This window comes from Corynebacterium sp. HMSC071B10 (genome assembly GCF_001814825.1).
In the GTDB taxonomy this organism is placed as follows: domain Bacteria; phylum Actinomycetota; class Actinomycetes; order Mycobacteriales; family Mycobacteriaceae; genus Corynebacterium.
Genome location: NZ_KV818007.1, coordinates 143,346 through 157,742, shown reverse-complemented (window position 1 = coordinate 157,742; position 14,397 = coordinate 143,346). Strand labels below are relative to the sequence as shown.

At 64.1% G+C, this 14,397-nt stretch carries 12 protein-coding genes; 6 read left to right on the top strand and 6 right to left on the bottom strand.

Features of this window, described 5'->3' with window-relative positions; genetic code table 11:
• Positions 1-5: 5 nt before the first annotated feature.
• Positions 6-1,259, top strand: a complete 1,254-nt coding sequence (locus HMPREF2990_RS07390; RefSeq protein ID WP_070763668.1) for a protein adenylyltransferase SelO family protein — start codon at positions 6-8, stop codon at positions 1,257-1,259.
• A 42-nt stretch (positions 1,260-1,301) separates the two neighbouring features.
• On the opposite strand, the gene mqo is transcribed toward HMPREF2990_RS07390, so the two are convergent.
• The gene (gene mqo, locus HMPREF2990_RS07385; RefSeq protein ID WP_070763665.1) at positions 1,302-2,798 is read right to left on the bottom strand and encodes a malate dehydrogenase (quinone); all 1,497 of its coding nucleotides are present in this window, start codon (positions 2,796-2,798) and stop codon (positions 1,302-1,304) included.
• Positions 2,799-2,984: 186 nt separating this feature from the next.
• Here mqo and HMPREF2990_RS07380 point away from each other — a divergent pair, with 186 nt between their 5' ends.
• The 4 genes from HMPREF2990_RS07380 to HMPREF2990_RS07365 all read left to right on the top strand — a co-directional run bounded on the left by HMPREF2990_RS07380 (position 2,985) and on the right by HMPREF2990_RS07365 (position 6,703).
• Positions 2,985-4,001, top strand: coding sequence for an alpha/beta hydrolase (locus HMPREF2990_RS07380; protein ID WP_070763663.1), 1,017 nt, complete (start codon positions 2,985-2,987; stop codon positions 3,999-4,001).
• A 37-nt stretch (positions 4,002-4,038) separates the two neighbouring features.
• Positions 4,039-5,445, top strand: a complete 1,407-nt coding sequence (gene mtr, locus HMPREF2990_RS07375) for a mycothione reductase (RefSeq protein ID WP_070763662.1) — start codon at positions 4,039-4,041, stop codon at positions 5,443-5,445.
• A gap of 319 nt (positions 5,446-5,764) precedes the next feature.
• Positions 5,765-6,148, top strand: coding sequence for a hypothetical protein (locus HMPREF2990_RS07370; protein ID WP_070763660.1), 384 nt, complete (start codon positions 5,765-5,767; stop codon positions 6,146-6,148).
• Between the two features lie 54 nt (positions 6,149-6,202).
• Positions 6,203-6,703 carry a hypothetical protein gene (locus HMPREF2990_RS07365; RefSeq protein WP_070763658.1) on the top strand — a complete coding sequence of 167 codons (501 nt, stop codon included), beginning with the start codon at positions 6,203-6,205 and terminating at the stop codon, positions 6,701-6,703.
• A gap of 436 nt (positions 6,704-7,139) precedes the next feature.
• On the opposite strand, the gene map is transcribed toward HMPREF2990_RS07365, so the two are convergent.
• From map to dxr, 5 genes are all read right to left on the bottom strand, one after another.
• Positions 7,140-8,036, bottom strand: a complete 897-nt coding sequence (gene map / locus HMPREF2990_RS07360; RefSeq protein WP_141757840.1) for a type I methionyl aminopeptidase — start codon at positions 8,034-8,036, stop codon at positions 7,140-7,142.
• A gap of 45 nt (positions 8,037-8,081) precedes the next feature.
• Positions 8,082-9,893 carry a penicillin-binding transpeptidase domain-containing protein gene (locus HMPREF2990_RS07355; RefSeq protein WP_070763654.1) on the bottom strand — a complete coding sequence of 604 codons (1,812 nt, stop codon included), beginning with the start codon at positions 9,891-9,893 and terminating at the stop codon, positions 8,082-8,084.
• A 62-nt stretch (positions 9,894-9,955) separates the two neighbouring features.
• A complete protein-coding gene (gene ispG / locus HMPREF2990_RS07350; protein WP_070763652.1) occupies positions 9,956-11,116 on the bottom strand; it encodes a flavodoxin-dependent (E)-4-hydroxy-3-methylbut-2-enyl-diphosphate synthase in 1,161 nt (386 codons plus the stop codon).
• A 36-nt stretch (positions 11,117-11,152) separates the two neighbouring features.
• Positions 11,153-12,361: a M50 family metallopeptidase gene (locus tag HMPREF2990_RS07345; protein WP_070763650.1), complete on the bottom strand. Its 1,209-nt coding sequence runs from the start codon at positions 12,359-12,361 to the stop codon at positions 11,153-11,155.
• A gap of 9 nt (positions 12,362-12,370) precedes the next feature.
• A complete protein-coding gene (dxr, locus tag HMPREF2990_RS07340) occupies positions 12,371-13,534 on the bottom strand; it encodes a 1-deoxy-D-xylulose-5-phosphate reductoisomerase (protein ID WP_070763648.1) in 1,164 nt (387 codons plus the stop codon).
• A gap of 192 nt (positions 13,535-13,726) precedes the next feature.
• Here dxr and HMPREF2990_RS07335 point away from each other — a divergent pair, with 192 nt between their 5' ends.
• Positions 13,727-14,227: a DUF2631 domain-containing protein gene (locus tag HMPREF2990_RS07335; protein WP_070763646.1), complete on the top strand. Its 501-nt coding sequence runs from the start codon at positions 13,727-13,729 to the stop codon at positions 14,225-14,227.
• Positions 14,228-14,397 lie beyond the last annotated feature (170 nt).

Genomic DNA, 14,397 nt, shown 5'->3' with positions numbered 1-14,397 from the left:
GCCCCATGGAACAGCCCACGCTTGCCCACACATTCGCCGACGCGCTGCCCGACATGGCGGTGCCCGTACCTGGAACCGACCTGCCTGACGCCGAGTTGATCGTCCTCAACGAACCGCTCGCGCGGGAGCTCGGCCTCGACGCCGAATGGCTGCGCAGCCGAGACGGCGTGGCCTGGCTCGCCGGTGCCGCAGGCGGGCACGCCACTGCCTACTCAGGGCATCAGTTTGGCCAGTTCGTGCCAGTGCTTGGCGACGGCCGCGCGATGCTCCTCGGCGACATCAACGGACGCGAGATACAGCTCAAGGGCTCCGGGCTCACCCCGTTTTCCCGCCCCGGCTCCGACGGACTCGGCGCGATCGGCCCCATGCTCCGCGAGTATCTCGTCAGCGAATTCATGCACGCCATCGGCATACCAACCACACGCGCGCTCGCGGTGATACGCACTGGAGAGAAGGTCATCCGCCAACAAGGCCAGGTGCCTGCGGGCATTGTGGTGCGCACGGCCTCCTCGCACCTGCGCGTCGGCTCCCTGCAATACGCCGCCCAAAAGTCCCGCGACCTGGTCGCTGACGTGATCATCGCCGCCGGGTACGAGGGGCCAGAGCGGCTGCTGGATTCGGTGATTCATCGACAGGTTGATGTGGTGAGTCGGTGGATGGCCGTCGGCTTTGTCCACGGCGTCATGAATACGGACAACGTCGCGCTCTCCGGCGAAACCATCGACTACGGACCGTGCGCGTTTACGCAGCGTTTCGACGGCGCAGCAACCTTCTCTTCTATCGATGCGCAGCGGCGCTATGCATTTGGCAACCAACCCAGCATTCTGGCCTGGAACATGGTCCGCCTGGCGGAAACACTGCTACCAGAACTCGGCCAGGAGCGTGCCCAGGAAATCCTGTCCACGATGCAAAGCCGGTGGGACACGGCGTGGGAAACCTACATTGGTGATCTCGCTGACGAGCTGGCACAGGCCGACGACATCACCACCTTTAACCGGGAGCACGGAATGGTTTTTGGCGGAGTCACCGCATTTGAGTATGGCGACGCCCCCGATGGCTCCCCCTACCCCGGCCCCATCTATATCCCGCGCAACCACATGCTCCAGGACGCAATCAACGCCGCGGAGCGCGACGGCGACTTCGGCGCCTATCTCGCCCTGCTTGCCGCAGTGACAGACCCGTACAACCCTGACGCGGGCGAGGAATGGATGGCGCAACCGGAAAAGCCGGGGCCGTTTACGACCTTCTGCGGTACGTAAACGACCCCGGCTGCGCGGGCTAAACGCCGGAAGCTAGCGGGTTTAGCGCTCCAGCTTCAGCGTCTTCTGGGTCCAGGCCCACTGCTCGTCGTAGGCTGCCTTGTTCTCCTTGAGCGACTTGCCGTAGGTGGGGAACATCTCGTGGAGCTTGTCGCGCCACTCGATCATGCGCTCACCGAAGCAACGCTCGAGCAGCTCAAGCATCGCGGACGGGGTGATCGATGCGCCCGGGGATGCGCCGAGGATGCCGGCGATGGAACCGGACTGGTCGTTGACCAGGGCGGTGCCGAACTCGAGGGTGCCGAAGGTCGGGGCCGGGGCGGGCTTGATCACCTGCACGCGCTGGCCTGCGACGACGACGTCCCAGTCCTTCGGGTCTGCCTCCGGGTAGTACTCCTTGAGCACATCCATCTTGCCGTCGAAGTCGCGGAAGACCTCCTCGACCAGGTACTTGACCAGGCCGAAGTTGGTGGCGGCAACACCCAGGTAGGACGGGATGTTGTCCGGGCGGATCGACTTGAACAGGTCGAGGTAGGAGCCCTTCTTCAGGAACTTCGGGGTCCAGCCACCGTAGGGGCCGAACAGGAGCGACTCCTCGCCGTCGATGACACGCAGGTCGAGGTGCGGCACGGACATCGGCGGGGCGCCAACCTTTGCCTTGCCGTAGACCTTCGCCTTGTGCTGCGCCACGAGCTCCTGGTTGGTGGTGCGCAGCCACATGCCGGAGATGGGGAAGCCAGCGTAGCCGCGGACCTCGGGCACACCAGCCTTGCGCAGCAGGTCGAGCGCGTAGCCGCCGGCACCGACGAAGACGAAGCGGGCGCGGGTGACCTTCTTGTCCCCGGTGTGCACGTTGCGCACGGTGACCTTCCAGAAGTTACCCTCGCGCTTGAGGTTGGTCACCTCGTGGCCGTAGCGGATGTCGGTGCCAGCTTCCTTCGCAGCGTCGAAGAACTGGTTGCACAGCGCACCATAGTTGATGTCGGTGCCCGCATCGGTCCAGGAGATGGCGACCGGCTCAGCGTCGAAGTCGCGGCCCTTGGCCATCAGCGGCAGCTTCTCAGCGAAGACGTCGCGGTCCTCGGTGAACTGCATGTTGGGGAACATGTGGTTTGCCGACAGCGCCTCGTAACGACGGCGCAGGTAGTCAATCTGATCCTTGCCCTGCGCGAAGGAGACGTGCGGGACGGGGTTGATGAACTCGCTGGGGTCCCCGAGCACATCATGCTCGATCTGGTGAGACCAGAACTGGCGGGAGATCTGGAACTTCTCGTTAATACCCATCGCCTTGTTAACGTCGATGCGGCCGTTCTTCTCCGGGGTGTAGTTCAGCTCGCAAAGCGCGGAGTGGCCGGTACCAGCGTTGTTCAGCGCGTAGGAGGACTCCTGCGCGGGGCCTTCGAGGCGCTCGTAGATGACCTGGGTCCACTCGGGTTCAAGCTCGCGGATCATGGCGCCGAGCGTGGCGGACATGATGCCGGCGCCGATAAGGAGAACGTCCACCTCATCGTCGTAGCGATTCGCTGCTGTATCAGACATCGTTGTTTCCCTCTTCACTCTTTCGAAGCGTTGTGCTTTCACGTCCCTTCAACAATACGCCTGCGACACGCAAATGTGGCTATAACCTCCCCCAAATAATGGTACGATGTTTAGCCCTTTGCTTTTCGACGCTCACGCGCTCCGCACCCAGCGTCACCCAAGAAACCCGCACTACACTTACTTGCCATGACGCAACGCACAACAACCGCGACCCCCGAGGTGGACTGGTACCCCGACATCCTGGGCGACGGCTACGAGTCCGCCTACCTCCACCAGGGCAAAGACCCCGATACAGGAAAGTCCATCCGCGCCACCTTGGTCCGGGCAAACCTGCACGCCGACAAGCGCGACCCGCAAAAACCCGCCATCATGTGGGTCCACGGGATGAGCGATTACTTCTTCCAGACCCACGTGGCGGAAGCGTTTACCGCCGCAGGCTACGCCTTTTATGCCGTCGATCTGCGCCGCTGCGGCCGCTCCCGCCAGAACGGGGAGTACTGGCACTACACCGAGGACTTAGCGCATTACTTCCCCGAGCTTTCCGACGCGCTCCACGTGATTACCCAGCAGCACGGTCGTATCGTCCCGCTCGCCCACTCTGCGGGCGGGCTGATCACCTCGCTGTGGGTCGATCACCTGCGCCGCACATCCACGGAAGACCACGCGCTGATCCAGGGACTCATCCTGAACAGCCCCTGGATCGACTTGCAGTTCAGCCCCCTGCTGGTCAAAACGGCAAAGCCGGTACTCAAAGCCACGGGCCGGGTCCTGCCGCGCGTCACACTCCCCAGCAGCGGCAACACCGCCTACGGCGAGTCCATCCACGCGGACCACCACGGCGAGTGGGACTTCAACACGAAGATGAAGCCCCTGTCTGGCCACAAGAAGTACACCGGGTGGTTCCGCGCGATCGTTACGGGCCAAGAGCGCATCCACGCCGACGACGTGGATACCGGGGTGCCGGTGCTCACGCTTGTGTCCTCACACTCGTACCTTGGCGAGGAATACTCGCCTGCCGCCGATACCGCCGACACTGTGTTGGACGTGGAACAGATCAAGCGCTGGGCACCGCACCTTGCCGAGGAAACAGAAGTAGAGGTCATCGACGGCGCGCTTCACGACGTCTTCTTGTCCGGCCTCCACGCCCGCGACGCAGCATTCAAGGCGTGCTACTCGTGGCTCGACACCCTTACATCAAAGTAAAATTCTGCCAGGCCTTTATATATAAGGAGAAAACCTTTTGTCTGCACTAACTGAGCATTTCGATGTTGCCATCATCGGCACCGGCTCCGGCAACAGCATCCTGAGCCCGGAGTTTGACGACAAGAAGGTGGCCATCATCGAGGAAGGCACCTTCGGCGGCACCTGCCTCAACGTCGGCTGCATCCCGACCAAGATGTTCGTGCTTGCCGCCGACGCCGCGCTCCAGGCCCGCGAGGCAAAGGACCTCAACGTTGACCTGGAGTTCCGCGGCGCGGACTGGAAAGCCATCCAGAAGCGCGTCTTTACTGACCGCATTGACCAGATCGCTTCCGGCGGCGAGGCCTACCGTCGCGGCGACGAGTGCCCGAACGTGACGGTCTTCGATATGCACGCGAGTTTTGTCGGGCCCAAGACGCTTGCGACGGGGCAAGGTGGCGTCGAAAAGCGAATTAGCGCGGACACCATCATCCTTGCCGCGGGCGCGCGACCCTTCATTCCGGAGTGGGCCGAGGGCGTGCCCTTCCACACGAACGAGGACATCATGCGGCTACCCGAGCTGCCGAAGTCGCTGACCATTGTGGGCGGCGGGTTCATCGCGATGGAGTTTGCGCACATTTTCAACGGCCTCGGGTGCGAGGTGACGATTGTGAACCGATCGCCGCTGATGCGCGCGCTCGACACGGAGCTGCACGAGCGCTTCAACGAGCTGGCCGAGGGCCGATTCACCACCCACATCGGCCGCACCGTCACCTCCGCCCGCGAGCGAGATGGCCAAGTCGAGCTCACGCTTAACGACGCCACCGTGGTCTCCTCCGAGGCACTCCTCATCGCCACCGGACGCGTGCCCAATGGCGATCGCCTGAATGCTGAGGCCGGCGGCGTTGAGCTGCGCGAGGACGGTCGCGTCAAGGTAGACGAGTACGGCCGCACCACCGCCGAGGGCGTGTGGGCACTCGGCGACGTCTCCTCCCCGTTCCAGCTCAAGCACGTGGCAAATGCGGAGCAGCGCGCCGTGACGCACAACGTGCTGGCCGCCATGCGAGGCTCCGACGCGCTGGTGCCCATGCCACACGAGCACGTGCCATATGCAGTGTTTACCCACCCGCAGATCGCCGTCGTTGGTCTGACGGAGCAGCAGGCGCGGGACGCGGGCCATGACGTGACGGTGAAGGTACAGAACTACGGCGACGTGGCCTACGGCTGGGCACTGGAGGATAAAACCGGTCTGGTGAAACTCATTGCGGACCGAAAGACTGGCAAGCTGCTTGGCGCGCACTTACTCGGACCTCAAGCCTCTACCCTTATCCAGCAATTGATCACTGTGATGGCCTACGACATGGACCTCCGCGACTTTGTCCGGCGCCAATACTGGATCCACCCGGCACTTCCCGAGGTGGTCGAGAATGCGTTGCTCGGGCTCGACCTGGCCTTTCGAGAGGTATAACCCATTCGACCACCCCCATATCGGGGGATTATATTTTCGGACAGAAAAGTGTCAGTGAGCTTGGAAACCTGCACGTCAGATAATGGTTGTGTAACAGATAAGCTACGAATCCAGATAACACTCGCCCCATTTTTCACACTCTTGAAAGTTTTTAGGCGGGCCCTTGTGCATCGCTAGGAACTATCCATTATGGTTATTCCTCGACACCGGGATCCGAGTCCATCGGGCTTGTCATTCGGTCCTAGGAGCCAAGGCCCCTGGATTTTCTCCGTTAATCCCCGGACGTCTTGCAAGTACTATCAGAGAAGGATTTCGTTTCATGCGTAATTTCCGTAAGGCAGCCCTCGCAGGCGCAACCGCAGTCGCCGTGGCATTCGGCTCCACCACCATGGCCGTTGCAGAGGACAAGAACAACGAGCAGGAGACCCAGCTCGAGCAGCGTCAGCCGGGCAAGGACACCGAGGGCGCCGGCAGCCTCTCCAGCAAGATCGGCAACGCTTTCGAGGCAACCGACGAGAACGGTAAGGCCACCGGCGCAGACGGCAAGGCCATCTTCGGCTCCACCAAGGATGGCTTCGGTGACCAGCCGGCATGGGCTAAGGCTTTCTACGCGCTGACCGTGTTCTCCGCAGTCTCCGCTTTCATCGGCCTGGTTGTCGGCCCGTCCTACAACTTCGTTATCCACGGCCTCCCGAACCTGTAAGTCGCGGAAACCCGCACACAGATAACAACGACTTTCTCGAAAGAAGGAACATCAATGCGTAACTTCCGCACCGCAGCTGTTGCTACCGCAACCGCACTGACCGTCGCACTCAGCGGCACCGCAATCGCTCAGGCAGATGAGAAACCGGCCGAGGAGACCCAGCAGGGCTCCACCTCCACCGGTGAGCAGCAGGGCTCCACCTCCGAGGGCAAGCAGTTCGACACCCGCGAGGAGACCAAGCAGAACGGCGTTTCCCCGGCATTCCAGTCCGGCAAGCGCTACTCCGAGGATGACAAGGAGCTTGGCCAGGTCATCAGCGACGGCACCAAGGGCCTCTTCGGTGGCAAGGGCTCTTCCCAATACGTCTCTGACAACGACCGCAACAAGAAGTTCTACGGCGTTGACGCTTTCGGCAAGGAGACCCAGGGCGACGCACTGCCGCAGTGGGCTCGTCTCTGGATCGACGGCACCATCGTTGCTGGCATCGGCGCTCTCGTTGGCCTGGTCATCGCTGGCTTCAACTTCGCTTCCTACAACGGTCTGATCAAGCTGTAAGAAGCTCTAGCTAAGGACCTCAAAGTCCTAGCCTGAATCACCTCCCCACCGTTTCGGTGTGGGAGGTTTTTCATATGTCTGGTGGTTGCTGGTGGCGTGTGTGAGGGTTTGCGCAACGCCTGCAAATCGAGCTAGCTCCATCTACGGTTTGCGGGGTGGCAAACCCTCTGGTCGCGGATCGAGCCGGGTTCTACATGGAGCTAGCTCCATTTACCGTTTACGAGGTGGCGACCCCCCTGGTCGCGGATGGAGCCACGTTCCACATGGAGCTAGCTCCATGTAGACCGAGCATGTTGAGACATCGCAGCGTCCGGAAGAACGCGACGCACTCCCCCTCCCCCAGCCTGCTTGGTCCCCGGCACTGCACCCCAGCAGCACCGGGCTTCACGAACCAAGCCCCCGAAACCCCAAAAGTCCCCGTGAATATCCAGCCGAGCTACCCGAGCATCAACTGGCCGGCGGCGTACTGCTCGTCTGGGATGGTGAGGATCTCGTTGCCGTCGTCGGTGATGACGATGGTGTGCTCGAACTGGGCGGTGTACTCGCCGTCGCGGTTCTGCACGGTCCAACCATCGTCCCAGATGTCGTACTCGAGGCCACCCAGGTTGATCATCGGTTCGACAGTCAGGGTCATGCCTGGTTCCAGGACATCCCGGTAGGCGTCAGAGTCGTAGTGCAGGACAACCAGGCCGTTGTGGAAGGTCGTGCCGACGCCGTGGCCTGTGAAGTCGGTGACCACGTTGTAGCCGAAGCGCTTTGCGTAGGACTCGATGACGCGACCGATGACGTTGATCTCGCGGCCCGGCTTGGCTGCCTTGATACCGCGCATGGTGGCTTTGTAGGTGCGCTCGACAAGGTCGCGGTGCTCTTGAGTAACCTCGCCCGCGAGGAAAGTGGCGTTGGTGTCGCCGTGGACGCCGTCTTTGTAAGCGGTAACATCAATGTTGACGATGTCGCCTTCCTGGATGACGGTCGTGTCCGGAATGCCGTGGCAGACGATCTCATTCAAAGACACGCAGCAGGACTTTTCAAAGCCGCGGTACCCGAGCGTGGAAGGGTACGCGCCGTGGTCACACATGAACTCGTGCGCGACGCGGTCGATCTCGTCGGTGGTCACGCCGGGCTTCACAGCAGCGCCTGCGACTGCCAAAGCGTTCGCGGCGATCTTCGAGGTCTCGCGCATGCGCTCGATGGTCTCCGCGGTCTGGATAAGCGGCTCCCCGACGTTTTCTTGTACCTCGTCCTTCCATGCGTATTCGGGACGCTCGATGGATGCCGGGACCTTGCGGATCGGCGTGGGTTTTCCTGGAGTGAGTTTTCCTCTCTGATTCATGCCTGCCATGGTAGTCCCCCACCATGGCTTACTCAGAAGCGCCGGTTAGGGGTTCAGATTGTGCAGCATCCGGTCGGTCACCGCCACGGCTGCTTCCGAGCCGCCGCCGAGCACGATGAGGGTGGCAAACGCGATGTCGTCGTCGGCGCGGTATCCGGCGAACCAGGAGTGCGAGCCGCCGTTGATTTCGGCCTCGCCGGTCTTGCCGCGGATGTCGCCGCCGGCGCTCATCCCGTTGGCGGTGCCACCTGCCGCGGTCACCGCGGCCATCATCTGCTGCAGCTGGCCTACGGCCTCCGGGGGCATCGCCCCGGGCTCCTCACTCAGCTCCGTCTTCTCGCCCTGGATCAGATACGGCACGGGCATTGCGCCATGCGCCGCAGTGGCGGCGACAAGCGCCATGCCAAACGGGCTCGCCAAATCCAGGCCCTGCCCGTAGCCGGCCTCTGTGCGGTCGAGGGGCTCCTCGCCTTCCGGGATCGAGCCCGTGATCGTATCCAGGCCCGGGATCTTCATGTCCAGTCCGAGGCCGAACTGTTTGCCAATCTGCGCCAGCTCGCCGGGAGCCAGCTTGGTGGAGATGTCAGCAAACGTGGTGTTGCACGAGTGCGCGAACGCGGATTCCAGGCTCACGTCGCCCAGGCTGAAGCCCGCGTAGTTGGTGACCGTGCGCCCAAAGATGTCCATGGTGCCCGGGCACGGCACGATCGACCCGGTGCCGAGTTGCTGCTTTTCCATGCCCGCTGCGGCGGTAATGATCTTGAAGGTAGAACCCGGCGGGTACTGGCCCATCGTGGCCACGTTGCCGTCCTTATCCGCCGCAGGCGTCTGTGCCACAGCCAGGATGCCGCCGGTAGACGGCCGGATCGCCACGATCATTGCTTGCTGGCCCGCAACCGGTTCGAGCGCGGCCTCTGCGGCCCGCTGCACGCGGTGGTCCAGACTGATGTGCACCGCGGGCGCAGGGGCGGCGTCCTCACGCTCGAGCTCCTCGTACGCAGCGCCGTTCTCGTTGACCACGCTGACGTTCCAGCCTGCCTCCCCCTCGAGGTCTTCGCGGACAAGCGCACCCACGCGTGCCATGATGTCCGGAGCAAACGACGGGTCGGCGTTCACCATCGCTGCTTCCTCATTCAGGCGCACACCGGCAAGCCCGCCGAGCTTGTCTTCGACGACACGCTGAGCGCCTTGCGGCACCATCGCGACCGAGAACGTGCCTTGGGCGTTTTCGAGGTCGGTGGTCAGCTGCGCGGCGTCGCGAAGCGGCACGGCGCGATCCGCCTCATGGCCGGCGGCGAGCGCCTCCGAGATGCGGAAGGCGGTCTCGGGCGCGGCACCCATCGCGTTGGTGTCGACGAGCAGGCGGTAGGCGATGCCTGGGCGGAGCAGCTCCACGCCGTCGGAGGAGACCACGCTCGCCTCTTTCGGTGTGATCGAACGCAGCTCCAGGTGCTGATGGGCCCCGAGGCGGGGGTGTAGCACGCTCGGCTGCCAGCGCACGGTCCAATCGTCCCCGGTCTGGGTCAGCGTCATCTGTGCCTCGTACGACAAATCGCGCTCGCGGGGTAGCTGCCAGTGCATGGAGTATGTCGCGGTGGCGAGGTTTTCCGACTGGCTTAGTCCGGTCAGCTCTGCGTCCAGCGAGTCGGCCTGCAGGCCGTCCCAGGTGGCGTTGATGGAGGCGGAGGCGGACGAGGGGTCGTCGACAAGCGAGGAAAGCCCCTCAGTGTCGCGGGAGACAAGCGCGTCGAGCATTGCCTGCGCCGCGGGTTGTGCGTCGTTTGGGCGCGGGGTGCATGCAGCGAGCGCGGAGGCGAGCACGACCGCGCCCGTGAGCAGGGCGAGAAGTCGTTGCATGGCACAAAAATAGCAGCGCCGGGGCCTTCCCCAGCGCTGCCACGCGTACAACACGCAAAGGTCTAGTTGGTGACCTTGACCTCCGCGCTGCCCTCGCCCTTCGCCAGGCCCTCTTCCTCCGCGATGCGGTTCGCGTGCCGGATCAGGGTTTCCACGATGTCGGCCTCGGGCACGGTCTCGACGACCTCGCCCTTGACAAAGATCTGGCCCTTGCCGTTGCCGGAGGCCACGCCCAGGTCCGCGTCGCGGGCCTCGCCCGGGCCGTTGACCACGCAGCCCATGACGGCCACGCGCAACGGGTACTCCAGGTTCTCCAGGCCCGCGGTGACCTCCTCGGCCAGCTTGTACACGTCCACCTGCGCGCGACCGCAGGACGGGCAGGAGACGATCTCCAACTTGCGCGGCCGCAGGTTCAACGACTGCAGGATCTGGTCGCCCACCTTGATCTCCTCGACCGGATCGGCCGACAGGGACACGCGGATCGTGTCGCCGATGCCCTGCGAAAGCAGCGCGCCGAAGGCCACCGAGGACTTGATCGTGCCCATGAACTTCGGGCCCGCCTCGGTCACGCCGAGGTGCAGTGGGTAGTCGGTCTGCTCCGCCAGCTGACGGTACGCCTCCACCATCAGCACCGGGTCGGAGTGCTTCACCGAAATCGCGATGTCGCCGAAGCCGTGCTCCTCGAACAGCCCGGCCTCCCAAATCGCGGACTCGACCAGCGCCTCCGGGGTGGCCTTGCCGTACTTCTCCAGCAGGCGCTTGTCCAGCGAGCCGCCGTTGACGCCAATGCGGATGGGGATGCCCGCATCCCCCGCGGCTTTCGCGACCTCCTTGACGCGTCCGTCGAACTCCTTGATGTTGCCCGGGTTCACGCGCACTGCGGCACAGCCCGCGTCGATCGCGGCGAAGATGTACTTCGGCTGGAAGTGAATATCAGCAATCACCGGAATCGGCGATTTCGCCGCAATTGCGGGCAGCGCCTCCGCGTCGACGGTCTTCGGGCAGGCCACGCGCACGATGTCGCAGCCGGTGGTGGCCAGCTGCGCGATCTGCTGCAGGGTGGCGTTGATATCGTGCGTCTTCGTCGTGGTCATCGACTGCACCGAAATCGGGTGCTCCGAGCCAACGCCCACGTCCCCCACCATCAGCTGGCGGGTTTTGCGTCGCTCCGCCAGCGTGGGTGGCGGGCCTTCAGGAATACCTAGTCCGATGGGGAGATTCATAGTGCCCAACTCTAGCACCGCGCTTGTGTGCGCCCCTTAGCCGCCGAGCCGGATCGGATTGACCACATCCGCCACCATCACGAAGACACCGACCGCGAGCAGAGCCGCGGCCATGGCGTAGGTCAGCGGCATGAGCTTTTGGTAGTCCGCCGGGCCGCCGGGGCCGAGGCCGCGGAGGCGTCGGATCATATCGCGCAGCTTCTCGTACAGCACGACTGCGATGTGCCCACCATCCAGCGGCGGCAACGGCACCAGGTTAAACAGCGCGAGAAAGAAGTTCAGGCTGGCGAGCAACATCCAGAACACCGACCACAGGTCCTGCTCCACCAGCTCGCCGCCGGCGCGCGAGGCACCGATCACGCTCACCGGTCCGGTCACGTCACGCTCCTGACCGAAGATGGAGGCGACCACGCCCGGGATTTTGCTCGGAAACGCGATCAGGCCGTCGACGGTTGCCTCCAACATCTGCCCGGTAAAGCGCAGGGTCGCGGGGACGGCCTCCACGGGGCCGAACTGCCGCATCGCGTCTTTCACCGGCGCACTGGCCACGCCGATTGCGCCGGCCTGGAATTCCTGGCCGCTGCCCGGGTCGAGGCGAGTCACGCTGTCCACGTGGACGTCCACGGTCAGCGGCTGGCCGTCGCGCTCAACCTCGACGGCCACGGTCTCGCCGGGGCGTGCCATGACGTAGTCGCGCAGGTCTGTAAACGCCACCACGTCTTGGTCGTCGACAGCCAGCACCTTGTCGCCCGGGCGCAGACCGGCCTCCGCGGCCGGACCTTGACCTGTGCACGGCGCGAGCGTCTCTGCGTCGACCTGATCGGAGGTACACGCGAGCTCGCCAATGGTGGGCGTGCGATCGGCGTACGGGTTCGGGATCGCGGCAATCACCGCGACCAGGTAGGTGATTATCACGCCGATAAGCAGGTTCATCACGATCCCGCCCGACATCACCGCCACGCGCTGCCACCACGGCTTCTTGTACATCGCCCGCGGCTCCTCGTCGGTAGTGAGCTCGTCCTGTGCGGTCATGCCCGCGATGTCACAAAAGCCGCCGAAAGGCAGCGCCGCCACACCGTACTCCGTGTGCCCGCGCGTAGTTGACCACACTGTGGGCCCAAACCCGATGAAGTATCGCCGCACCCGCATGCCACACACCCGCGCGACCGCCAGGTGGCCCGCCTCGTGCAGCGCAATCGACGCCGCAATCCCAAGCGCGAACAGTACGATCCCGAGAATCCCCACCGGTGCCCCCTACGCGCCGCTCAAGCGCGCCGCCGCAGCTGCTGCTTCTCGACGCGCACGCGCATCCACCGCCAGAATCTCCTCCACCGACGAAGGCGCCGCCGCGTAGTTCGACGCGCCGTTCAACACCTCCTTGATCGTGTCCACGATCTGGGGGAAGCGGATCTTGCCGTCAAAGAAGGCGTCGACGGCGACCTCGTTCGCAGCGTTGTAGATCGCCGGGTAAGGGTCGCCCTGCGCCGCGACCTGGCGCGCCAACTCGACCGCCGGGAAGGCGTCGTCGTCGAGTGGCTCGAAGGTCCACTCCGAGGCCGTGGAAAAGTCCAATGCTGGTTGGGCACCGGCGACGCGGCCCGGCCAGGCGAGCGCGTGCGCGATCGGCATCTTCATCGACGGCGGCGAGGCCTGCGCGATCGTCGCCCCATCGACAAAGGTGACCATGGAGTGGACGATGGACTGGGGGTGCACGGTGACGTCGATAAGCGAAGGCTCGACGTCAAAGAGCAAGCTGGCCTCGATCAGCTCCAAGCCCTTGTTCACCATCGTGGCCGAGTTGATCGTGTTCATCGTGCCCATCGACCAGGTCGGGTGGGTCACCGCTTGCTTCGGCGTGACGTCCCACATCTGCTCGCGGGTGTGGCCGCGGAAGGGACCGCCGGAGGCGGTGAGCACAAAGGAGGCGACGTCTTCGCGGCGGCCCGCGCGCAGCGCCTGCGCCATCGCCGAGTGCTCGGAATCCACTGGTACGAGCGCGCCTTCAGGGGCCTCGCGAAGCACGACCTGGCCGCCGGCGACGAGCGATTCCTTGTTTGCGAGTGCGAGTACTGCGCCGGAGCGCAGCGCCGCGAGGGTCGACGACAGACCGGCTGCGCCCACCAGCGCGTTGAGCACGACGTCGGCCTGGTGTGCCTCAGTCAGCTCGCGCGCCGCCTGCTCGCCGGAGATCACGGTGCCGCCGAGTGCCTCGCCGATCTGCTTGGCGGCGGTTGTATTCTGCACCGCGACCTGGTCGGGCTGCAGGCCGAACTCCTCGGCCTGCGCGATAATCGCCTCGGGGTCGCGGCCGCCCGCAGCGATACCGACGACCTCAAAGGTGTCGCGGTTAGCGCGAATCACCTCGCATGCCTGGGTGCCTATAGAACCGGTAGAGCCTAAGATGACAATTCTTTTCACCCCGCCATTGTGGCACGCGCGCCCGGTATGTCGGGGCGTGGGCGCGGGTAGGTCAAAAGTTTGCACCTATTAGGGGTACGAGATCCCCGTTTGGGGGCGAAGTGTGACAATATAGTTCCCAGTATTGTTTTCCGCACCGGTATTCTGCGTGCACGCAGCACGGCCGGAGCGCACCGACGCTGACAAAGGAGTATGGCAGTGGCCCACGCGAAGGATAAGGCACCGCAGGTGTACAACGGCGTTTCCGAGGCGGACGTCCCGTCTGCACGCTTCGGTTGGAGCGAGCAGAGCCGCGGCACCATCCAGGCCGCAGGCTGGGTCTCCGTCCTGTTCCTTATCGCCTACAACTTTGGCAACCACAAGGGCCACGTTGAGACCATCTGGCTGATCACCCTCGCCGTCCTCATCGCACTCGGCCTGGTGCTGCACGCCACCCAGCCGAAGCTGAACCAGGTGCGCACCGTCACCTCCCACAACAAGCCGCAGGGCCACGTGGAGCCCGACTGGACCTACGACCAGAAGACGCTTTCCGGTGTCTACGCTGACCTTGACGAGCGCCAGCTGCGCGCCCTCAACATCGACCCGGCCCGCCTCGAGGGCCTGCACACCCAGCAGGCTGTCGGCGCTGCTGACGCTGCCGATGGCGTTGAGGTTGTCGAGGTTGCCCCGCGCGGCAAGCACGCTGCCCGCTAAATAGACGTAGCTCGAGAGACCGGTCCCCTGTTGGGGGCCGGTTTTTGGTGGTTGTGGGGTCTTGTTGGTCCGGGTTTTCGGTTCTTCGGCGGATGACGTTGGAGGTTTTCGCCGGTGACGTCGGTTGCTTGGCGTGGTCGCAAACGGAGCTAGCTCCATTTAGACAACGC

Coding starts and splice junctions, on each gene's coding strand:
- HMPREF2990_RS07390 (WP_070763668.1), top strand. CDS start 6: ATGGAACAGCCCACGCTTGCCCACACATTCGCCGACGCGCTGCCCGAC.
- mqo (WP_070763665.1), bottom strand. CDS start 2,798: ATGTCTGATACAGCAGCGAATCGCTACGACGATGAGGTGGACGTTCTC.
- HMPREF2990_RS07380 (WP_070763663.1), top strand. CDS start 2,985: ATGACGCAACGCACAACAACCGCGACCCCCGAGGTGGACTGGTACCCC.
- HMPREF2990_RS07370 (WP_070763660.1), top strand. CDS start 5,765: ATGCGTAATTTCCGTAAGGCAGCCCTCGCAGGCGCAACCGCAGTCGCC.
- HMPREF2990_RS07365 (WP_070763658.1), top strand. CDS start 6,203: ATGCGTAACTTCCGCACCGCAGCTGTTGCTACCGCAACCGCACTGACC.
- map (WP_141757840.1), bottom strand. CDS start 8,036: ATGAATCAGAGAGGAAAACTCACTCCAGGAAAACCCACGCCGATCCGC.
- HMPREF2990_RS07355 (WP_070763654.1), bottom strand. CDS start 9,893: ATGCAACGACTTCTCGCCCTGCTCACGGGCGCGGTCGTGCTCGCCTCC.
- ispG (WP_070763652.1), bottom strand. CDS start 11,116: ATGAATCTCCCCATCGGACTAGGTATTCCTGAAGGCCCGCCACCCACG.
- HMPREF2990_RS07335 (WP_070763646.1), top strand. CDS start 13,727: ATGGCAGTGGCCCACGCGAAGGATAAGGCACCGCAGGTGTACAACGGC.